Annotated in this window: 18 protein-coding genes; 4 read left to right on the top strand and 14 right to left on the bottom strand. The window is 73.4% G+C overall.

Features of this window, described 5'->3' with window-relative positions; translation table 11 throughout:
* Window positions 1-11 precede the first annotated feature (11 nt).
* Entirely contained in the window at window positions 12-617 is a 606-nt protein-coding gene (locus tag HFP48_RS13440) for a prepilin peptidase (protein WP_168579623.1), read from the bottom strand.
* Between the two features lie 162 nt (window positions 618-779).
* On the opposite strand from HFP48_RS13440, the gene HFP48_RS13435 reads away from it, so the two are divergent.
* Entirely contained in the window at window positions 780-1,154 is a 375-nt protein-coding gene (locus HFP48_RS13435; protein WP_006947006.1) for a DUF1622 domain-containing protein, read from the top strand.
* Here HFP48_RS13435 and HFP48_RS13430 read toward each other — a convergent pair.
* The 9 genes from HFP48_RS13430 to HFP48_RS13390 all read right to left on the bottom strand — a co-directional run bounded on the left by HFP48_RS13430 (window position 1,147) and on the right by HFP48_RS13390 (window position 11,160).
* Window positions 1,147-2,373, bottom strand: coding sequence for a sigma-70 family RNA polymerase sigma factor (locus HFP48_RS13430; RefSeq protein WP_168579622.1), 1,227 nt, complete (start codon window positions 2,371-2,373; stop codon window positions 1,147-1,149). The genes HFP48_RS13435 and HFP48_RS13430 overlap by 8 nt on opposite strands.
* Before the next feature lie 7 nt (window positions 2,374-2,380).
* Entirely contained in the window at window positions 2,381-2,734 is a 354-nt protein-coding gene (locus tag HFP48_RS13425; RefSeq protein WP_161996557.1) for a YciI family protein, read from the bottom strand.
* A 112-nt stretch (window positions 2,735-2,846) separates the two neighbouring features.
* Entirely contained in the window at window positions 2,847-3,188 is a 342-nt protein-coding gene (locus tag HFP48_RS13420; protein WP_006947009.1) for a metalloregulator ArsR/SmtB family transcription factor, read from the bottom strand.
* The gene (locus HFP48_RS13415; protein WP_029543580.1) at window positions 3,181-3,621 is read right to left on the bottom strand and encodes an SRPBCC domain-containing protein; all 441 of its coding nucleotides are present in this window, start codon (window positions 3,619-3,621) and stop codon (window positions 3,181-3,183) included. Before HFP48_RS13415 ends, HFP48_RS13420 begins: the two co-directional genes overlap by 8 nt.
* A gap of 86 nt (window positions 3,622-3,707) precedes the next feature.
* Window positions 3,708-4,541, bottom strand: a complete 834-nt coding sequence (locus tag HFP48_RS13410) for a shikimate dehydrogenase (protein WP_168579621.1) — start codon at window positions 4,539-4,541, stop codon at window positions 3,708-3,710.
* A complete protein-coding gene (gene mltG / locus HFP48_RS13405) occupies window positions 4,531-6,339 on the bottom strand; it encodes an endolytic transglycosylase MltG (RefSeq protein WP_168579620.1) in 1,809 nt (602 codons plus the stop codon). The genes HFP48_RS13410 and mltG overlap by 11 nt, the downstream gene beginning before the upstream one ends.
* Entirely contained in the window at window positions 6,336-6,860 is a 525-nt protein-coding gene (ruvX, locus tag HFP48_RS13400; RefSeq protein ID WP_210432835.1) for a Holliday junction resolvase RuvX, read from the bottom strand. The genes mltG and ruvX overlap by 4 nt, the downstream gene beginning before the upstream one ends.
* Window positions 6,860-9,526, bottom strand: a complete 2,667-nt coding sequence (gene alaS, locus HFP48_RS13395; protein ID WP_168579618.1) for an alanine--tRNA ligase — start codon at window positions 9,524-9,526, stop codon at window positions 6,860-6,862. Before alaS ends, ruvX begins: the two co-directional genes overlap by 1 nt.
* Before the next feature lie 224 nt (window positions 9,527-9,750).
* Window positions 9,751-11,160, bottom strand: a complete 1,410-nt coding sequence (locus HFP48_RS13390) for a replication-associated recombination protein A (protein ID WP_168579617.1) — start codon at window positions 11,158-11,160, stop codon at window positions 9,751-9,753.
* Window positions 11,161-11,308: 148 nt separating this feature from the next.
* On the opposite strand from HFP48_RS13390, the gene HFP48_RS13385 reads away from it, so the two are divergent.
* The 3 genes from HFP48_RS13385 to HFP48_RS13375 all read left to right on the top strand — a co-directional run bounded on the left by HFP48_RS13385 (window position 11,309) and on the right by HFP48_RS13375 (window position 14,762).
* Window positions 11,309-12,955, top strand: a complete 1,647-nt coding sequence (locus HFP48_RS13385) for an alkaline phosphatase D family protein (RefSeq protein WP_168580571.1) — start codon at window positions 11,309-11,311, stop codon at window positions 12,953-12,955.
* Complete coding sequence (locus HFP48_RS13380; protein WP_201356157.1) at window positions 12,952-14,250, top strand: nucleotide pyrophosphatase/phosphodiesterase family protein; 1,299 nt, start codon at window positions 12,952-12,954, stop codon at window positions 14,248-14,250. Before HFP48_RS13385 ends, HFP48_RS13380 begins: the two co-directional genes overlap by 4 nt.
* 86 nt (window positions 14,251-14,336) lie before the next feature.
* On the top strand, window positions 14,337-14,762 hold the full coding sequence (locus tag HFP48_RS13375; protein ID WP_168579616.1) for a CBS domain-containing protein: 426 nt from the start codon (window positions 14,337-14,339) through the stop codon (window positions 14,760-14,762).
* A gap of 20 nt (window positions 14,763-14,782) precedes the next feature.
* On the opposite strand, the gene HFP48_RS13370 is transcribed toward HFP48_RS13375, so the two are convergent.
* The 4 genes from HFP48_RS13370 to HFP48_RS13355 are packed head-to-tail and all read right to left on the bottom strand — an operon-like array spanning window position 14,783 to window position 20,508.
* Window positions 14,783-15,922, bottom strand: a complete 1,140-nt coding sequence (locus HFP48_RS13370; RefSeq protein WP_168580570.1) for a kinase — start codon at window positions 15,920-15,922, stop codon at window positions 14,783-14,785.
* A 35-nt stretch (window positions 15,923-15,957) separates the two neighbouring features.
* On the bottom strand, window positions 15,958-16,983 hold the full coding sequence (locus HFP48_RS13365) for a putative zinc-binding metallopeptidase (RefSeq protein WP_006944841.1): 1,026 nt from the start codon (window positions 16,981-16,983) through the stop codon (window positions 15,958-15,960).
* Window positions 16,976-17,926: a transglutaminase family protein gene (locus tag HFP48_RS13360; RefSeq protein ID WP_168579615.1), complete on the bottom strand. Its 951-nt coding sequence runs from the start codon at window positions 17,924-17,926 to the stop codon at window positions 16,976-16,978. Before HFP48_RS13360 ends, HFP48_RS13365 begins: the two co-directional genes overlap by 8 nt.
* Window positions 17,923-20,508, bottom strand: coding sequence for a circularly permuted type 2 ATP-grasp protein (locus HFP48_RS13355; RefSeq protein WP_168579614.1), 2,586 nt, complete (start codon window positions 20,506-20,508; stop codon window positions 17,923-17,925). The genes HFP48_RS13360 and HFP48_RS13355 overlap by 4 nt, the downstream gene beginning before the upstream one ends.
* Window positions 20,509-20,574 lie beyond the last annotated feature (66 nt).

Below are 20,574 nucleotides of genomic sequence, written 5' to 3'. Positions count from 1 at the left end.
CGCCGCCCCGGTCAACCCGCCGCCAGGACCGCGGCGACGGCCGCCGCGCACATCGACGGCCCGTGCGGCAGCACCACACCGCGCGGGCGGCGATGTGCCCGTACCCAACCCGCGCCGACGACGACGGCGCCCGCCGCGGCGGTGAGCAGCGGTGGCAGCAGGGCCACCGTCGTCCACGCCGCCGCGCCGTTCGCGCCCGCGGCCGCCCCCAGCCCGGCGGCGAGCTTCACGTCGCCCGCGCCGAGACTCCGCGGGGCGGCCAGGTGAGCGAGCAGGTACGGCCCGGCCAGCAGGACCGCCCCGGCGAGCGCAGGGGCCGCGTGTCCCGCTCCTGCGGCGACCGCGAGGACGACGGCGGCGCCCGGCACCGTCAGGACGTTCGGCAGCCGCCGCGCCGACAGGTCGGCCGCGCTCAGGCACACACACCACCAGATCAGCGCCGCGACGGCGGCCGCACCCGGTGCCGTGGCGGTGGCGAGCACGGCGACGGCGCCGCCGGCCGCGGCGGCGGCCTCACACACCCCGCGCGGTGGGTGGCGCCCGGCGAGGCGGGCGACGAGGCGGTGCGCGCCGGCACCGGCCGCGGCGCCGAGCACGGCGAACAGCAATACGGTCATGGCGGCAGCGTGCCGCGCGCGCGGCGCCGGCACGGCGATCTCGCCGCCCGCAGGCGGAATCTGTGGATAACCGGTCCGGGTGTGGACAACCGGTTGCCGGGACGGATCGAGCCGGACCTGCGAACATGACCGAATCGTCCCGTCCGCACCCCGGAGGTTCGCATGGAGCTGTCCCGCGTGCTCGAGACCGTCGGCGGCGCCGTCGACGTGGTCGGGGTGGCGGTGATCGTGGTCGGTGCGGCGGTGGCGAGCTGGGTCGCCGTGCGGTCCTGGCGCCGCTCCGCCGCCGCACCGATCTACGAACGCTATCGGCGCGATCTCGGGCGGTCGATCCTGCTCGGTCTCGAATTCCTGGTGGCCGCGGACATCATCAAGACGGTCGCCGTCACCCCCACCTTCACCTCGGTGGGGGTACTGGCGGTCATCGTCCTCATCCGGACCTTCTTGAGCTGGTCCCTGCAGCTCGAGATCTCCGGCCGGTGGCCGTGGCAGAACGGCAGGACCGGGCCGCCGGCGGAGGAGTCGCCGGTCAGCTGAGCTCGGCGCGACGGCGCTGCAGGAAGCCGCGCTCGGCGGCGTTGGCGGTCCGCGCGAGCGCCGCGTCGTACGCCGCGGTGGCCTCCGGGATGCGGCCGAGCCGGCGGAGCAGGTCGGCGCGCACCGCGTGGAACAGGTGGTAGCGGTCCAGGTCGAGGGCGTCGACGAGGGCGAGACCCGCGGCGGGGCCGTCGACCTCGGCCACCGCGACTGCCCGGTGCAGGGCGGCGACCGGGGTGGGTGCGACGACGAGCAGCTGATCGTAGAGCGCGACGACCTGCCGCCAGTCGGTCGTCTCGACCGTGGCGGCATCGCCGTGGACGGCGGCTATCGCGGCCTGGATCTGGTACGGGCCGGGCCGCCCGAGCCGCAGGCAGCGCCGGACGAGGGCCTGTCCCTCGGCGATCCGGTCGCGGTCCCACAGCCCGCGGTCCTGCTCGGCGAGGGGCACCAGATTCCCGGCGGCGTTCGTGCGGGCCGGTCGTCGCGCGTCGGCGAGCAGCAGCAGCGCGAGCAGGCCCAGTACCTCGGGTTCGTCGGGCATGAGCTCGGCCAGCAGGCGGGCGAGCCGGATCGCCTCGGTGCACAGGTCGTCGCGGACCAGCCGGTCCCCACCGGCCGCGGTGTGCCCCTCGGTGAAGACGAGATAGACGACGGCGAGCACGGAGCCGAGGCGGGCGGGTAGCTCACCGGGGTCCGGAACGCGGTACGGGATGCGGGCGTCGCGGATCTTGCCCTTGGCGCGCACCAGCCGCTGCGCCATGGTCGTCTCCGGGACGAGGAAGGCCCGGGCGATCTCGGCCGTGGTCAGGCCGCCGAGCAACCGCAGCGTGAGGGCGACGCGGGCGGCGGGCGCCAGCGCGGGATGGCAACACGTGAAGATCAGGCGCAGCCGGTCGTCGGGCACGACGGTCTCCTCGCCGTCGACGGCGGTGTCCCCGGATTCGTGCAGCCGGGCGGCCTCGGCGTGCTTGCCGGCGCGGGCCTTCTCCCGGCGGATCCGGTCGATCGCGCGGCGCCGGGCGGTGGTGACGATCCACCCGGCCGGGCTCGGCGGCAGCCCGTCGACCGGCCACCGGGCGACGGCGACGGCGAACGCGTCCTGCACGGATTCCTCGGCCAGGTCGATGTCCCCGAAGGCGCGGACGAGCGCGGCGACCGCACGGCCGTGTTCGGCGCGGAACACGCGCGCGATCTCCGCGTCCGTCACCTCGGGCACGGGCGTGTCACCCGCAGTGCCCGCCCTGCAGCGGCCGCACCTCGATCGGCAGCGTGATCGCGCGGGCGAGCTTGCGGCCCCATTCCAGGGCGGCGTCTAGGTCGGGCGCCTCGATCACGGTGAACCCGCCGATGTGTTCCTTGCCCTCGAGGTACGGGCCGTCGGTGGTGAGGATGCCGTCGCCCGCGAGCCGGAGCACGGTGGCGGTGCTCGGGGGGTGCAGTCCCCCGGCGAACACCCAGGCGCCGGCGGCACGCATCTCGGCATCGACGGCCTCGACGTCGCGCATGATCGGGTCGAGGAACTCCGGCGGCGGCGGGTCACCGTCGGGCTGGTAGATGCTCAGCAGGTACTGGGTCATGGCCGATCCTCCTCGCGGTGGCGGTCCCCGGCCCGGTGCCGGTGATCCAACCTGTACACGAACGGCCGGCGGGTGGATCGACATCCGGCGCGGAATTTTTTTCCTCCGCCGGTCAGCGGGAGGGCCGGCCCTCTTCGGCGGCGCGTTTCACCGCCCCGAGACGGCGGTCCCAGGCGTCGGCCAGCTCGGCGAGCCACCGGGCCGAGCCGTCCAGGGTCTCGGGGCGCGGGGTGTAGAGCACCTCCCGGCCGGCGCGGGCGGCGTCGACCAGGCCCGCGGTCTCGAGGATCTGGAGTTGCTTGACCACCGCCTGGCGCGAGACCGGGACCCGCCCGGCGAGCGTGGTGGCGCTGGCCCTCCCCAGTTCGGCGAGCGTGCCGAGGATGAGCCGGCGGGTCGGGTCGGCCAGCGCCGCGAGCACCGCGCCGACGGCGGAATCGGCGGGGTCAGGCACTCTCGACGTCCCGTTTGGCGATGTCGAGCTGCTGCCGCCAGCCGTCGGTGTTGCCCTCGAACGCCTCGCGGCGCTGTGCCGGGGTCCCGTCCAGGGCGCCGAACCCGCTCTCGACGACGCGCAGGACGGTGCCGCCGCCCACCTCGGTGAGGAAGAACTCGACGAGGGTGGCGGCGCCGTCACGGGGCGGCTCGTCGATCACCGCCGAGCAGCGGTACGCGAGGTACCGGGGCTCATCGGACGCCACCCGGTACATCGGGAACTTCCCGTACCGCGGGTCGTGGACGACGATCAGGTCGCCGTCGGTGGTCACGGTGTGCCCGGAACGGTCGCCGTCGCCGATCCACCAGCCGGGCCGGGCGACGAGCTGCCACACCCGAGCGGCGGGCGCCTCGATGCGGATCTCCCGTTCGATGCGGTCCTGCGTGTCCATGGGAACCTCCTCGTCCGATGACATGCAACTTCATGGTTGCACCTACCCGGACGATGTGCAACCGGACGGTAGCACGTACCGGTGGTTCAGCCGGCGACGGCCGCTGCCATCGCCTCCCGCGGGGCCGGCCGGCCGGTGAACTGCTCGACCTGGCCGAACGCCTGGTGCAGCAGCATCTGCAGGCCACCCACGACGACCGAGCCGTGCGCCGCGGCGGCCTCGGCGAGCGGCGTGGGCCACGGGTCGTAGATCGCGTCGAGGACGAACGGCGCGCGGCCGAGCCGCTGCGCGTAGGGCGCGGCCGCCGCCGCCGGCACGGTGCTCACCAGCGCGCCCGCGGACGCGCACACCTCCCCGAGTTCCGGGGCCTCGAACGGCAGCCAGCGCGGCTTCATGCCCACCGCCTCGGCACAGTCGAACGTCTCGGCGGCCCGGAGCTCGCTGCGGGCGACGACGGTCACCGACGTGACCCCGAGCTCGGCGAGCCCCACGAGGGCCGGGCGCGCCGTCCCCCCGGCCCCGACCACCACCGCCGAGGCGCCGGTCAGATCCCCGACGCCGGCGGCGCGCAGCGCGCCGGTGACGCCGTCGACGTCGGTACAGTCGGCCCGCCAGCCGTCCGCGGTCCGCACCAGGGTGTTCGCCGAGCCGATCAGCACCGCCCGGTCGGTGCGCTCGGTGGCGAACTCGAGCGCCGCGAACTTGCCGGGCATCGTCACCGACACCCCGACCCACTCGGGGCCGAGCCCGGCCACCAGCGCCGGCAGCTGCTCGCCGGTGCATTCGATGCGCTCGTACGTCCAGTCCGTCAGCCCCAGCGCCCGGTAGGCCGCCAGGTGCAACAGCGGCGACTTCGAATGCGCGATGGGGCTGCCGAGGACCGCGGCCTTGCGGCCGCCGGTCACGATGTCATCTGCCACTGTCGAGGATTCCGCTTTCCAGAGCCTGCTGCGTATTCGTCAGGTGTTCGTCGTAGCTGTTGGTGAACAGGGTCGTGCCCTGGGCGTCGATGGTCACGAAGTACGTCCAGTCCCCCGCCTCCGGGTTCTCCACGGCCTGCAGCGCCTCGATGCTCGGCGACGAGATCGGCGTGGCGGGCAGTCCGGGGCTCGCGTACGTGTTCCAGGGGGTGACCTGCGCCCGGTCGGCGTCGGTGGTCGCCAGCTCGGTTTCGTCGAGGGCATAGTTGACCGTCGAGTCGAACTGCAGCGGCTGCCCGATCTTCAGGCGGTTGAGGATCACCCGCGCGACCTTCGCGAAGTCGTCCGGCAGCGCCTCGCGTTCCACGAGGGACGCGGCGACGAGCATCTCGTACGGGGTCAGCCCGACCTTCGCCGCGGCCTGGGTGATGCCGGTCTCGTCGTAGCGCTGCGCGCTGGTGGAGACGAGGTACCGCAGGATCTCGGCGGCCCCGGCACTGGGGTCGAAGTCCCAGCGGCCCGCCGCGATGAGCCCCTCGAGCTGACGGTTGCGGTCGGGCACGTTCGCGACCGCGCCCCGCGCCCATTCCGGCACGCCGAGCGCGGCGAGGTCGGTGCTCGCGCCGGCCGCGTCGAGCTCCTCGTACGTCAGGCAGGTGCGCTGCCCGTCGCGGTCGAGGCAGCTGGCCTCCGCGATGAGGGTGTAGATGCCCTTGCGCACCGCGCCGGTGTTGACGTCGCGGATGTCGTGCAACTGCCGGCCCTCGGAGATCACCACCGCCCCCACCCGGTTCGCGGGGTCGACCAGGGCGGCGACGGCCTCGCGGGCGGGAAGCCGGCTGGCGATCGAGTAGAAGCCCGGCTGCAGCGAGTTCATGCCGGGGTCCTGGACGGCGGCGTTGTAGAAGGCATCGGAGCTGGCGACGATGTCCGCCTCCTTGAAGGCGGCGCCGATCTGCTCGGCGGTGTCACCCGGGTGCACCTGCACCACGACGGCGGGACCGCCCGCACCGGTGTAGTCGGGCGGCAGGTCCGGGCCGGTGAATTTCTGGTAGGCGAAGAATCCGCCGCCGAGGAGCAGGACCAGCACGGCCGCGACGGCGAGGATCCCGACGATCCGGCCGCGGGTGCGGCGGGCCCGGGCCGAGCGGGCGTGGGCCCGGCGGGCCGGGGACACTCCGACGGTTTCGGGGGCGGCGCGGTCGGCGGAGTCGGTCCAGTCCCGCCCTGCGGCCGGCGTCTCGGCGTATCCGCGGGGGTCGTCGTCCACCGCGGCGTAGCCGAACTGGTCGTAGCCCGCCTCGTCGTAGGCCGGCCGCTGCTCGTAGTCGTCGTACCGGTAGGCCCCCGGCTCGGGGTCGTACCCGTCGTGGTCGCGGGGGTCGTAGTCCCGGGGCTCGTAGCCCTGCGTCTCGTAGGCCTGCGTCTCGTAGGCCCGGGCCTCGAAGGTGTCGTGGCCCGGGCCGTCGGTGGGAGTCCGGCCGTGGGGACCGAGGTCCTGCCGGTCGTGGCGGGGGTCGGGCTGCGACGGGGCGCCGGGGGCGTAGTCGTCGAGCCGGTAGACGTGCTCGGTGGTCGGCGCGTCGTCGAAGGGATGTCCGGCGGCCGGATGCGGTGGGTGCTCGTATCGGTAGCCGTCCCCGGCCGGGGCCGGCGGCTCCGGGACGTCGGGCCCCGGAGAACCGTGCCGCGGCCGGTACCACTCGTCCTGCTGCGCGGGTCCGAAGCCGGAGCGCCCCCCGGGGAAGTCGTGGTCCGCCCCGGTGGACTCGTCGTCCGGCCGCCCGTGCCGGCTCACTGCCCGCTCCCCGGCTTGCCGTCCTCGGCCACGTTCACAACTGCACTCCGCTCGTCCAACCAACCCTGCAAGATGGCGACGGCGGCGGCCTGGTCGATCACCGGCCGCGCACCGCGCGCGCTGACTCCGCTCTCGCGGAGCGCCCGCGCCGCAGTGACCGTCGTGAATCGTTCGTCGGCCATCCGCACGGGGATCCCGGTCAGGCGCCGGCGCAGCCGTCCCGCGAAATCACGGGCCAGTTTCGCGGCCTTGCCGGGCTCCCCGCGCAGGGTCTGCGGCAGTCCGACGATAACCTCCACGGCCTCGTACTCCGTGACGATGTCCACAATGCGCCGGATATCCGGCGCGTCGGGCCCGCGTTCCTTCGAGCGGGGCACGGTCTCGACCGGAGTGGCCAGGATGCCGTCGGGATCGGACGAGGCGACCCCGATTCGGACACTTCCGACATCGATGCCGATGCGGCGGCCGCGGCCGGGGTCGTCGACGCCCGGACGGTCGGGACCGGCGAAGTCGGCCACGATCAGCCGGCCAGCTCGCTCAGCCGGGCCCGGAACGCGGTCAGCGCCGCAGGGATCCCGGCCGGATCGGATCCGGATCCCTGCGCCATGTCGGGCTTGCCGCCGCCGCGGCCACCGATGGCGGGCCCGAAGCTCGACACCAGGTCGCCGGCCTTGATGCCCCTCGCCTGGGCCGCCTTGGTGGCGGCGACGACGAACGGCACCTTGCCGTCGGCGGAACCGAGCAGCAGCACCACGGCGGGCTCGCTGCCGAGCCGGCCGCGGACGTCGGAGGCGAGGCTGCGCAGGTCGTTCCCGGCCACGCCCTCGGGGGCGGTCTCGGCGACGACGAGAAGATCCCCGGTGCGCTGCGCCTTCTCGGCGAAGGTGCCGGCCGAGGCGAGCACCGCGGCGGCGCGGGTGCGTTCGAGCTCCTTCTCGGCCACCTTCAGCCGCTCGATCAGGGATTCGACCCGCGCGGGCACCTCCTCGGAGGGCACCTTCAGCGTCGAGGAGAGACCCGCGAGCAGCGCCCGCTCCTTGGCCAGGTGCCGGTACGAGTCCAGGCCGACGTACGCCTCGACGCGGCGCACGCCCGAACCGACGGACTGCTCGCCGAGCAGGGTGACGGTGCCGACGTGGGAGGAGTGCTCGACGTGGGTGCCGCCGCACAGCTCCATCGAGAACGGGCCGCCGATCTCCACGACGCGGACCTCGTCGCCGTAGTTCTCGCCGAAGAGCGCCATCGCGCCCATCTTCTTGGCCTTGTCCAGGTCCGTGACGAAGGTGTTCACCGGGTAGTTCGCGGCGACGGCCTCGTTGGTGACGGCCTCGATGTCGGTCTTCTGCTGCTCGCTGAGCGCGCCGGGCCAGGAGAAGTCGAACCGCAGGTAGCCCGGCTTGTTCAGCGAACCGGCCTGCACAGCGTTGGGGCCGAGGACCTCACGCAGCGCGGCGTGGACCAGGTGGGTACCCGAGTGGCCCTGGGTGGCGCCCTTGCGCCAGGACGGGTCGACCTGCACGAGCACGGCATCGCCCTCGGTGACCTGTCCCTCGAGCACGGTCACCTTGTGCACCCACAGCTGCTTGGCGATCTTCTGGACGTCGTTGACCTTGATGCGCAGGCCGCCGGCGGTGATGGTGCCGACGTCGGCGATCTGGCCGCCGGACTCGGCGTAGAGGGGGCTGCGGTCGAGGATCAGCTCGACGTCCTGGCCGGCCTGCGCCGCGTGCAGCCGCTCGCCGCCGGTGATGACGGCCAGCACCGTCGCCTCGGTCACCAGCTCGGTGAAGCCGGTGAACTCGGTGGGGCCGCGGTCGATCAGCTCCTTGTAGACGGTCAGGTCGGCGTGGGCGTGCTTGCGGGCGCGGGCGTCGTCCTTGGCGCGCTGGCGCTGCTCGGCCATGAGGGAACGGAACCCGTCCTCGTCGACGGTCAGGCCCGCCTCGGAGGCCATCTCCAGCGTCAGATCGATGGGGAACCCGTAGGTGTCGTGCAAGGTGAAGGCCTCGGTGCCGCCGAGGACGGACCTGCCCTGCGCCTTCGCGGTCTCGACCGCACCCTCGAACAGCTTGCTGCCGGTGCCCAGGGTCTTGAGGAACGCGGTCTCCTCGCCGACGGCGACGGTCTCGATGCGCGAGTAGTCCGTGGCCAGTTCCGGGTAGGACGGGCTCATGGTGTCGCGCACGACGGCCATGAACTCGGCCATCGTCGGCGTGTCGGCGCCGAGCAGCCGGGCCGAGCGCACGATCCGGCGCAGCAGGCGGCGCAGCACGTAGCCACGACCGTCGTTGCCGGGGTTGACGCCGTCGACGATGAGCATCGCGGCGGTGCGGGCGTGGTCGGCGATGACGCGGAACCGCACGTCGGAGGCGTGGTCGGCGCCGTAGACGCTGCCGGTCAGCTCGGCGGCCTTGTCGATGACCGGGCGCAGCAGGTCGGTCTCGTAGACGTTCTCGACGCCCTGGAGCAGGAACGCGACGCGCTCGACGCCCATGCCGGTGTCGATGTTCTTCTTCGGCAGCGGCCCGAGGATCGGGTAGCCCTCCTTGGCGCCGCCCTCACCGCGCTCGTTCTGCATGAACACGAGATTCCAGATCTCGATGTAGCGGTCCTCGTCGGCCTCCGGGCCGCCCGGGGCGCCGTACTCGGGGCCGCGGTCGTAGAAGATCTCCGAGCAGGGGCCACACGGGCCGGGGATGCCCATGGACCAGTAGTTGTCCTTCATGCCGCGACGCTGGATGCGCTCGGCGGGGACACCGATCTTGTCGTGCCAGATCGAGTACGCCTCGTCGTCGTCCAGATACACCGTCGCCCAGAGCTTCTCGGGATCGATGCCGTAGCCGCCGTCCTCGACGGGGCTGGTCAGCAGCGACCACGCATGGCCTATCGCCTCTTCCTTGAAGTAGTCGCCGAACGAGAAGTTGCCCGCCATCTGGAAGAACGTGTTGTGCCGGGTGGTGATGCCCACCTCCTCGATGTCGAGGGTGCGCACGCACTTCTGCACCGATGTCGCGGTGCTGAACGGCGGGGTCTGCTGGCCGAGGAAGTAGGGCACGAACGGGACCATGCCGGCGTTGACGAACAGCAGGTTCGGGTCGGCGAGGATCAGCGACGCGCTGGGCACCTCGGTGTGGCCGGCCTTCACGAAGTGGTCGAGAAAGCGCCTGCGGATCTCGTGGGTCTGCACGTCGATGGTCCTCTTTGTCTGACGGTGTGGGCTGCCGAACCCGCGCGGGCACGGCGAATCGGCCATCGTTCAGCTTATCGCGCGGGCGACGGTGGCCGTTCTCGCCACCCGCGCCGCTCCGTCCCCCGCCGGGGGGCGAGCGAATGTATCGTTCACCTCCGTAGTCCGACGGCATGGTTCATTCGCTCAGCGCCTGCCGCGCGACCTGCGGCGCACGCGGTGCCCTACCGTTCGCCGCGCACGATCCGGCGCAGCTTGGGCACCCGCTGCGCCAGCTCGCGCTCGGCGCCGTGGCCGGTCGGGGTGTAGTAGTCGACGCCGACGAGTTCGTCCGGCGCGTACTGCTGCGCCAGCACGCCGTCGGGGTGGTCGTGCGGGTAGCGGTAGCCGACGGCGTTACCGAGCTTCTGTGCGCCGGCGTAGTGACCGTCGCGCAGATGCGCCGGCACCGACCCGGACCGGCCGGCCTTGACGTCGGCGATCGCGGCGCCGAGCGCGGCGGTCACCGCACCCGACTTGGGCGCGGTCGCGATGTGGATGGTGGCCTGCGCCAGGGCGAGCTGCGCCTCGGGCATGCCGACGAGCTGCACGACCTGCGCGGCCGCCGTCGCGGTCTGCAGCGCGGTGGGATCGGCCATGCCGACCTCCTCGCTGGCCTGGATCATCAGCCGCCGCGCGATGAACCGCGGGTCCTCCCCCGCGACGATCATCCGCGCGAGATAGTGCAGCGCCGCGTCGACGTCGGAGCCGCGCAGCGACTTGATGAACGCGCTCGCGACGTCGTAGTGCTGGTCGCCGTCGCGGTCGTAGCGCACCGCGGCCTTGTCGATGCTCGACTCGACGGTCGGCAGGTCGATCGTCGCGCCCGTACCGCCGCGGTCGAGCGCGGTCTCGGCCGCCGCCTCGAGCGCGGTCAGCGCGCGACGTGCGTCTCCGCCCGCGAGGCGCACCAGGTGGTCGAGCGCGTCGTCGGTGATCTCCACACCGCCGCCGAGACCGCGTTCGTCGGTGCGGGCCCGCTCGAGCAGGGCCCGGATGTCGTCCGGGCCCAGCGGCTGCAGCTGCAGCACCAGCGAGCGGGACAGCAGCGGGGCGACGACGGAGAACGACGGATTCTCGGTGGTGGCCGCCACGAGCAGCACGATCCGGTTCTCCACCGCGGCGAGCAGCGCGTCCTGCTGGGTCTTGGAGAAGCGGTGCACCTCGTCGATGAAGAGCACGGTCTGTTCACCGGCGCCCAGGCGGCGACGGGCCAGGTCGATCACGGCCCGCACGTCCTTGACGCCGGCCGACAGCGCGGACAGCGCCTCGAAGCGGCGGCCGGTGGCACCGGAGATGAGGGAGGCCAGGGTGGTCTTGCCGGTCCCCGGCGGGCCGTAGAGCACGACGGACGCGGCGCCGGAGCCCTCGACGAGGCGGCGCAGCGGCGCACCGGGGGCGAGCAGGTGCTGCTGGCCGACGACTTCGCTCAGGTCGGCCGGGCGCATCCGCGCGGCGAGCGGCGCGTTCGGTCCGGCACCGCGGGACGGGCGCGACGCCGGTGGTACGGGTGCGGGGTCGGGCTCGGTCGGGCGGGGGGTCTCGAACAGGGCGTCCGGTCCGGCTGGTTCCTCCGCTCCGAAGAAGGTGCTCACCCCACGACGCTACCGTCCCGGCCCGACGGCGGGTCGGGCCGACGGCGCGTGAACCGGCCGTGAACGTTCGGGACATTCCGTCGCGGTACTTGCTCATCGCGGGGGACGCTGGTCTGATCGTCCGGTGCCTCCCACCGAAACCCGTGTCGTGTCGCGACGGACCGCGCTGCGCGCGGGCGGCGTCGCCCTCGGCGCCGCGGCCCTGGCGGCCGTCTCCGTCTCCCCCGCCGCGGCGGAGAGCGTCGTGTTCGCGCACGGCGTGGCCTCCGGCGATCCCCTACCCGACCGGGTGATCCTGTGGACCCGCATCACGCCCGCCCCGGACGCCGTGCCCGGTTCCGGCCTCGGCGCCGCGACGACGGTCCGCTGGGAGATCGCCACCGACGGCGACCTCCGCGACGTGGTGGCCTCGGGGTCCGTGACGACGTCCCCCGCGTCCGACCACACGGTCAAGGTCGATGCGACGGGCCTCGAGCCGGACACCGCCTACTTCTACCGCTTCACCGCCGGCGACGCGGCCTCCCCGGTCGGCCGCACCCGCACCGCGCCCGGGCCGGGGGCCGAGCTGAACCGGCTGCGGTTCGCGGTGGTGTCGTGCTCGAACTGGGAGGCCGGGTTCTTCGGCGTCTACCGGCACCTGGCGGCGCGCCCGGACCTCGACGCCGTCGTGCACCTCGGCGACTACCTGTACGAGTACGGCACGGGCGAATACGCCTCCGGCGGCAACCGGGTGGTGCGCCCGCACGACCCGCGGCACGAAATCGTCACCCTCGCCGACTACCGGATCCGGCACGGCCAGTACAAGAGCGATCCCGATCTGCAGCGGCTGCACGCGCTGCTGCCGTGGATCGTGGTGTGGGACGACCACGAGAGCGCCAACGACGCGTGGTCCGGCGGCGCCCAGAACCACGACCCCGCCGTCGAGGGAGCCTGGGCGGAGCGACGGGCCGCGGCCCTGCAGGCCTACCTGGAGTGGCAGCCCCTCCGGCCGGGCGGCACCGCCGACGCGCCCCGGCTGTACCGGCGGCTGCAGTTCGGGGACCTGGCCGAGCTGTCGATGCTGGATCTGCGCAGCTATCGCACCGAGCAGGTGAACGGGCGCCGCATCGACGACCCGGCGCGCACCATCACCGGCGCGGAGCAGATGGCGTGGCTGACCGCGGGCGTGACGAGTTCGGGCACGCGATGGCAGCTCATCGGGAACCCGGTGATGATCGCCCCGGTGCTGCTGCCGCCCCTGGACGAGCGGACCACGGCGGCGCTGACCGCCGTCGCGGGGCTCCCCGCGGCGGGGGCACCGTTCAACGTCGACCAGTGGGACGGCTATCCCGCCGACCGGCGACGGCTGCTCGACGCGATTCGTGCCTCCGGCCGCGACGTGGTGTTCCTCACCGGCGACATCCACTCGTCGTGGGCCGCCGACATCCCCGTCGACGCCGCGAACTACCCCGGCGCGGGCACCGTGGCCACCGAACTGGTGGTGCCGTCGGTGACCTCGGCGAATATCGACGAGATGCTGGGCGTCGCGCCCCGCACCGTCACCCCGTCGATCGAGGCGGCGGTGCTGGCGACGAACCACCACATCCGGTACGTCGAACTGGACTCGCACGGCTTCGGTGTCCTCGACGTGACACCCGACGCGGTGCAGATGGACTGGCTGTACGTGCTCGATCCGACCGACCCGGGCACCGGCGTGCGGTACGGCACGAGCCGGCGGGTCGCCGCCGGCACGCCACGGCTGGAGCCGGCGGCCGCGCTCGATCCGGGTGCGCACGGCCGGCAGGCCCGGCCGTGACGCCACCCGCCGGAGCGATCGATCGGCGCACGATGCTCGCCGGCACGGCCGTGCTGGCCGGCGCGGCCCTGATCGGCACGGCTCCGGCCCTGATCGGCACGGCTCCGGCCCGGGCGGCGACGCCGTCGGCGCTGCTCCCGGACGCGGACGTGCACGTCCTCGTCGTCGACGGGATGCGCCCGGACGAGCTCGCGCCGGGTCTCACGCCGCATCTGCTCGCGCTCGCCGACGCCGGCACCCGGTACACCGCGGCCCGGGCGATCTCGGTGGCCGAGACGCTGCCGAACCACGCGGCGATGATGACCGGTGTGCTGCCGCACCGCTCCGGCGTGCCCGCCAACTCGATCTTCGACCCGGTGCTCGGCCGCACCCGGGACCTCGACCGGCCGACCGACCTGCGCGCCGGGACGGTGCTCGACCGGCTGCCCCGCGAGCTGGGGCTGACGACCGCGAGCGTGCTGTCCAAGCGGTACCTGCACGGCCTGTTCGGCGGCCGCGCGTCGGTGGCGTGGGATCCGGTGCCGCTGCTGCCGCTCACCGAACACGCCCCGGACCGGTTCACGGTCGACGCGCTGATCTCCGTGGTGGACGAGCGGTCGCCGCGGTTCACGTTCACCAACCTCGGCGACGTGGACCGCGTCGGGCACCTGGACGTGCTCGGCGCGTCGCTGCGGCTCGCGCGTACCGCGGCGCTGCGCTCGGCGGACGAGCAGGTGGCCCGGTTCGTGGAGTTCCTGCGCGCGACGGGACGGTGGGAACGGTCGGTGCTGATCGTGCTGGCCGACCACGGGATGGACTGGTCGGCGCCGGACCAGCTGATCGGCCTCGTCGACGTGCTCGGCGCCGACCCGCTGCTCGCCGGATCGGTGCGCACCGCCCAGAACGGCGGTGCGAACCTGCTGTACTGGGTCGGCGATCCGGCGGCCCGGGTGGACGCAGTGGCGCGGATGCGGGAGGTCGCCGCCGCCGTCCCGGGCGTGGCCGCCCTGTACGCGGGTGCGGATCTGGGTCTCGGCGCCGCCGCGGGTGATCTGGTGGCGTTGTGCGACGCGGGGTGGCGGTTCTCCGATCCGAGCCCGTTGTCGAATCCGATTCCGGGCAATCACGGTCACGCCGCGACCGTCGAGATCCCGTTCTTCGTCGCCGGCGGGCATGCGAGTATCCGCCGCGGCCTCACGGTCACCGACCCCGTGCGCACCCTCGACGTCGCCCCGACGGTCGCGGCGCTGTTCGGGCTGGCCGGGCCGGCGGGCGGCTGGGACGGCCGCGCGGCGACGCACGCCTTCGCCGGGTGAGCCCGATGCCTCCGCAGCCCTTCCGCCGGTCGCCGTCGCGCGTGACAATGGAAGTGCAGTAACCGTTTTCAACGGAGGAGGCAGTGATGACCACTGCACGCGACATCATGCACCGCGACGCGGTCTGCATCGGCGAACACGACACCCTCGAGACCGCGGCCCAGCGGATGCGGGAACTGGACATCGGCGCGTTGCCGATCTGTGGCGACGACGACCGGCTCCACGGCATCATCACCGACCGCGACATCGTGCTCGAGTGCGTCGCCGCGGGCGGCGACCCGAGTTCCATGACGGCCGGTGAGCTCGCCCAGGGCAAGCCCTACGTGGTCGACGCGGACGCGGACGTCGACCGGGTCCTGACGATGATGGAGGAACACCGCATCCGCAGGCTGCCGGTGGTCGAGGAGCATCGGCTGATCGGCATGATCAGCGAGGCCGACCTGGCCACGCATCTGCCCGAGTCGGAGGTGGGCCGGTTCGTCGAGGCCATCTGCGCGCGTACCGCGCTGTAAGCGGCCCGGGCATAGCGCGGTCAGTCGCCGACGCGCTGCTCGAGACGTTCGAGGACGTCTCGGGCATGCCCGGCGACGTCGTCGTGTCCGGTGTCGGCGGCGTAGTCGGCGAGCAGCGACCAGCGGCTGCGCAGCGCGTCGGACCACGGCACGGACAGGTGGTGGTCCCGCACCGCCGCGATGCGGGCATGGTCCTCGGGGACGAACAGGTAGGTGCTCAGCCACACCCACGCGAGCTGCGCGTCGAGCAGCCGCTCGGCGAGCACCTCGTCGAAGCCGAGCGAGGGCCACATGCCCACCACCTCGGCCCGCCACGCGTCGGCCATCGCGCGGGCCCGCTCGAGCGTGAGCGGCGCCTTGCACAGGCACGCCGGGAAGGAGGTCAGGGCGTAGGCGATGTCGAGGGTGGCGTCGCGGAAGCCGCCCCACTCGTAGTCGAGGAACTGCACGCCCTCGTCGCCGACGACGATGTTGTCCGGGCACAGGTCCGAGGGGCTGAAGGCCCGGAACCGGCCGGCGGTGAACAGCTTCGCGGCCCGCTCGGCGCGGTCGATCACGCTCTGCGGCACCTCGAGGCCGAACTCGGTGGCGAAGCGGTCGGGCACGACGCGCAGCGCGCCGGTGGCCTGCTCGACGACGGCGTCGGCGAAGTGCGCCACCTCGGCACGGCGCAGCAGGGCGGCGAAGTCCTCCTCGCGCCCGACGGTCGCGGCATGCATCCGGCCGAGGGCCTGGGCGAACGCCATGAGGGTGTTGGTGACGGTGTCGGTGTCGTCGCTGCGCAGCAGCGTGGCGATCGGGGTGGCGTCGCCGAGGTCGCTGAGCACCAGCAGCCGCGACTCGAAGTCGTAGGCCAGCAGTTCGGCGCCCGGCCGGTCGTCCTTGGCCAGGGCGGTGGCGAACTGGTAGGACACCGCCTCGCGCAGGAACGCGACCTCGTCGTCGGTGGCGACGCCACGGAAGCCCACCCGCCGTTCGGCGCGCGGGGGCACCTGCTTGAGCACCAGGGTGCGCGGCAGGGAGAACGGGTTCGCCGCGACCCGCACGCGCAGAACCACCGAGCGGCCACTGCCGCCGAGATCCACCGGATCGGCCAAGGTCACGGGTGCGCCGGTGCGCCGGGTCAGCAGCTTTTCGGCCGCCTCCACCACTTCCGACATGGGCTCCGCCAATGTTGCAGTCATCGTCTGACAATCTACCCGGTTCGGGCGACGATCAGTTCGTGCACGAACCGCATCTTGACCAAAACGGGCGGGGGTAGCACGAACGGATACAGGTCGGTGTGACCCATCGACCGGTTGACCATGTTCAGCGACCAGGCCAGCGGCAGCCAGCGCTCGAGGAGTTTGTCGAAGCCGGCCGGGCCGGGCTGGGGGCGGTCCAGGGCGGCGCCGGCGGGTGCGAACCCGAATCCGGCGGCGGTGTCCAGCGCGTCCCGCATGTGCAGATAGTGCGCGAACGTCTCGGCCCAGTCCTCGGCCGGATGCATCGTCGCGTACGAGGAGACGAACTCGTCCTCCCACCCGTCGGGTGCTCCCTCGGAGTAGTGCCGGTCCAGCGCCGCCTGGTAGTCCGCGTCGGGATCGCCGAACAGCGCCTCGAACCGGGCCCGCACGGCGGGGGTGGCGATCAGGACCATCTGGTAGTAGTGCCCGATCTCGTGCCGGAAGTGGCCCAGCAGGGTGCGGTACGGCTCGCCCATCTCGATCCGCAGCTGCTCGCGGTGCACGTCGTCGCCCTCGGCGAGATCGAGGGAGATCACTCCCGACGCGTGTCCGGTGAGGACCTGCTCGTCGCGGCTCGACAGCAGGTCGAACGCGAGGCCGGTGTCCGGGTCGGTGTCGCGGCCGGTGAGCGGCAGGCCGAGTTCGGTGAGTTCGACGATCAGCCGGCGCTTGGCGGCCTCCGCGTCGGCGAACGCGGCCAGCGCGTCGGTGTCGTCGTCGGCCGGGCGGGTGCGGGTGAGCCGGCACGACCGGCACAGGCCGGGCTCGTCGCGGCCGACGATCCAGTTGCAGCGGGCCAGGTGCAGGTTGTCGCACAGCCGGTAGCGGCGGGCCGGCACCGCACCGGAGGCCGGACCGTCGGCGTCGTCCTCGGGCAGGATCGCGACCATCGAGACGGTGCCGAGGTCGAAGCCGATTGCGCTGCCACAGCGCAGGCAGACCGAGTTCTCGAAGGTCAGTTGCTGCCCGCACATCGGGCACGAGAAGTCACGCATCGGCCGCTCCTGTCGGTTCGGGGTCGGTGCGGTCGCCGCCGGTGGGCGCGAGCGGCGCCACGTCGAGGGACACGTCGATGGTGCTGTCCTTGGCTTCGGTGTAGATCACCCCGCGCAGCGGCGGCACGTCGGCGTAGTCGCGGCCCCACGCGACGGTGGTGTACCGCTCGTCCACGAACTGGTCGTTGGTCGGGTCGAAGGCGAGCCACGTGTCGCCGGGCAGCCACACCGCCGCCCAGGCGTGCGTCGCGTCGACGCCCACCATGCGTTCGCGTCCGGGGGGCGGATCGGTGGCGAGGTAGCCGGACACGTAGCGGGCGGCGAGGCCGTGCGCGCGCAGGCAGGCGAGGGCCAGGCGCGCGAAGTCCTGGCACACGCCGGAGCGCGCGATTAGGACCTCGGCGACGCGCGTGGACACCGACGTCGATCCGGAGTGGTAGGCGAAGTCGGTGAAGATGCGGTGGGTGAGTTCGGCGATCGCCTCGACCAGCGGCCGGCCCGGAGGGAAGGTGGGCGCGGCGTAGGCAAGTACCTCGGCGTCGACCTCGGGCGGGTCGAGGTCCAGAACGAAGTCGGTGGCCAGGGCGCCGGCCGTGCCGACCGGCCGCGCCGACTCCCACGGCGCGACGGCGGGACCGGCGACCAGCCGCGCCGGATCCGGCGGGGTCACCGTCACCTCGGACTCCGCGGTGACGACGAGCGTGTCGTGGGGCTCGGCGACGTGGAAGTAGACGTCGCGGTTGCCCCACAGGTCCGCCCCCACCGACGTGTCGGCCGGGGCGGGGTCGACGGTGACGCTGCTCGAGACGACCCGCTGGTTGTCGGTGTCGCGGGGCAGCAGGTAGCCGCGGCCGTACGAGGAGGTCACCACGCCGGAGTACCGGTAGGTGGTGCGATGCACGATGCGGTACCGGCGCCGGGCGGGGTCGAGCGGATCGGTCACGGCAGGGTCCTCCGCTGGGCGCCGCCCCACAGCGGCCGGGTGCCGCCGGGCAGCGACAGCGGCCCGCGCAGCAGCTGCTCGGCCAGCTGCTCGAGTCCGGTGTGGACGGCCGCGAGGAGATCGGCGAGCTCGCGGCGGACGCCGTCGGTGGCGGTCTCGAGGTCGACCGGGTCCACCCGGCGCAGCCGGGTCAGCAGCTCGTCGGCGAGGCGTTCGGGCCGGGTCGAGCCGGAGGCGTCGGGCAGCGCCCGCAAGTTCTCGCGCAGGCGTTCGAGCACCCACGCCAGCGAGCGGGGGTTGGTGGTGTCGAGCAGCAGCAGCTGCGCGACGGCGGCCGGGCGCACCCGGTGGTTGCGGCGGCGGTAGGTCACCGAGCTCTCCGCGGCGCCGAGCACCGTCTCCATCAGCGCCCGGTCGGTGGCGGCGTCGCGGGCGACGGTGAGGGTGGTCGCCAGCAGGGTGGTCAGCGACAGCGCCCGCTCGATCCGCTTGCCGAGGTCCATCACGTGCCAGCCCAGGTCACGGACCATCGATTCGGCCCCGAGCCCGGACAGGGCGAGCATCCCGGCGAGGACGGCGGACTGGGTGGCGCCGAGCAGGGAGCCGTCGTCGTCGGGGTCCTCGGTGAGCGCGTCGAGGGCGCGCTGGACGTCGGCGAGCACGGCCCACGTGTCGTTGGAGAGCTGGTCGCGCACGGCCCGGGCCGCCTGGTCGAGTCCGGCGAACGATTGGGCGAGCGAGCCGAGCCGTTCCGGATCGACGGTCATGGAGCGGAATTCCGCTGTGGCGGAGTGGTAGTCGTCCATGACGTCGGCACCGGTGTGCTGCGCCGCGATCGCCGGTCCGGGGGCCGCGGCGGTGAGCGCCGACAGCAGCACGGGCAGGCACTCGCTGCCCGGCAGCCAGGGCCGGGAGCGGTAGTCCTGGTAGCGCTCGCGGACCGCGACGAGCAGGCGGGCGGTGTCCTCGGCACGCTCGCCGTAGCGGCCCAGCCAGAACAGGTCGTTGAGCACCCGAGGCGAGGCGACGACGTCGACGGGGGGCACGGCGAAGGTGGACACCTCGTCCCCGGCCGGAACGCCCGTCGCGCCGGTGGTGGCCGTGGGCGCGGCGGTGCGCACCCATACGTCCTTGGCGACGACGCGCATCGGCGGCCGCGTGCGCGGCGTCGCGCCCGGGACGACGATCTCGCCGAGCCCACCGGGCATGGGGGTGAATCCGACCCGCTGGGCGACGGTGAACAGCCGGACGCCGACCGGCGCGGCACCGAGCCCGCCGGAGATTCCGGACAGCGACGGGACGTACGAGTGGTCGGGAATCTCCTGGCCGACCCACCGCCCCGGCTGCGCTCGCACCTGGGCGAGCAGGCCCTCGCGCTGCTGCGCGTCGAGGCTGCCGACCATCACCGACCGGGCGGTGACCGCCGACCGCAGCACCAGCTGCTCGAACCTCTCCGTCAGCGCCGCGACCCCGGCCGGGGTGCCGCCCCAGTATGCGGGGACCGGCTCGAGCAGCAGGTCCTCGTCGAGCAGGGCCCGGCACAGCGACGGCAGGAACTCCGCCAGGGCCGGATTCTCGAGCACCCCGCTGCCGAGGGTGTTGACGACGGTGACGGCGCCGCGCCGCACCACCTCCACGAGCCCGACCACGCCGAGCCGCGAGTCCGGCCGCAGGTCGAGCGGGTCCGCGTAGGCGGCGTCGACGCGGCGTAGCACGACGTCGACGCGGGTGAGCGAGCCGAGCGAGCGCATCCACAACCGGCCCTCGCGCACCACCAGGTCGGCGGCCTCGACCAGCGGGAACCCGAGGACGCCCGCGATGTGGGCCTGATCGAAGGCGGTCTCCGAGTGTGCGCCCGGGCCGAGGACGACCACCACCGGGTCCTCCGCGCCGGCGGGTGCGGCCTCGCGCAGCGCGAGGCGCATCGCCTCGACGAACGGCGACAGCGGCCGTGGGTTCGTCGCCTGGTACAGGTCGGGCATGGCGCGTGCCGTCACCCGCCGGTCGGCGAGGGCGTACCCGGCGCCGGACGGGGCCTGGGTGTGGTCCCGCACCACCCGGAACCGGCCGTCGCGGGCACGAGCGACGTCGATTGCGTGGACGAACAGCTGATGCGGCCCGGGGAGCGAGAGCCCGTGCGCGGCCCGCACGTAGCCGCGATGGCCGAACACCAGTTGCGGGGGCAGCAGTCCCTCCCGGAGCGTGCGCATCGGCCCGTACAGGTCGGCGAGCAGCGTGTCGAGCAGCCGTGAGCGCTGCAGCAGACCCTGCTCGAGGGTGCCCCAATCGTCGGCGGAGAGGACGAACGGCACCCCGTCGAGTTCCCACCGGTGCGGCGCGGCCGGACCGGTCTCCTCGGTGCGGGCGTCGACGGGGGTGTATGTGATGCCGTGGTTGTCGACGAGCCGGCGCACCCGCTGCCGGTAGCGGGCCAGCGCCTGGGGGCCACGTGCCTGCAACCCCTCCGCCAGTTCGGCCCAGTGCTCGCGGACGTCGCCCGCGGGGTCGAAGAGTTCGTCGAATTCCGGTCCGCGGTGGGCGTACCGCGCCCGCAGCGACTGTGTGGCGACCATGTCGGTCATGCCGTTGCCGCCCTCTCCGTCCGTCCGGCGCCTGCTGTCACTGTGCCAGGCCGTGCCCCGCCGTGC

This window comes from Rhodococcus sp. DMU1 (genome assembly GCF_012272955.1).
Taxonomy (GTDB): domain Bacteria; phylum Actinomycetota; class Actinomycetes; order Mycobacteriales; family Mycobacteriaceae; genus Rhodococcus; species Rhodococcus aetherivorans.
This window is presented reverse-complemented; position numbering and strand designations above follow the sequence as displayed.

What these genes read in the sequence shown, in the direction of transcription:
- HFP48_RS13370 (WP_168580570.1), bottom strand. Translation starts at nt 15,922, where the DNA reads ATGTCGGAAGTGGTGGAGGCGGCCGAAAAGCTGCTGACCCGGCGCACC.
- HFP48_RS13375 (WP_168579616.1), top strand. Translation starts at nt 14,337, where the DNA reads ATGACCACTGCACGCGACATCATGCACCGCGACGCGGTCTGCATCGGC.
- HFP48_RS13440 (WP_168579623.1), bottom strand. Translation starts at nt 617, where the DNA reads ATGACCGTATTGCTGTTCGCCGTGCTCGGCGCCGCGGCCGGTGCCGGC.
- HFP48_RS13355 (WP_168579614.1), bottom strand. Translation starts at nt 20,508, where the DNA reads ATGACCGACATGGTCGCCACACAGTCGCTGCGGGCGCGGTACGCCCAC.
- HFP48_RS13365 (WP_006944841.1), bottom strand. Translation starts at nt 16,983, where the DNA reads ATGCGTGACTTCTCGTGCCCGATGTGCGGGCAGCAACTGACCTTCGAG.
- HFP48_RS13415 (WP_029543580.1), bottom strand. Translation starts at nt 3,621, where the DNA reads ATGGACACGCAGGACCGCATCGAACGGGAGATCCGCATCGAGGCGCCC.
- HFP48_RS13435 (WP_006947006.1), top strand. Translation starts at nt 780, where the DNA reads ATGGAGCTGTCCCGCGTGCTCGAGACCGTCGGCGGCGCCGTCGACGTG.
- HFP48_RS13425 (WP_161996557.1), bottom strand. Translation starts at nt 2,734, where the DNA reads ATGACCCAGTACCTGCTGAGCATCTACCAGCCCGACGGTGACCCGCCG.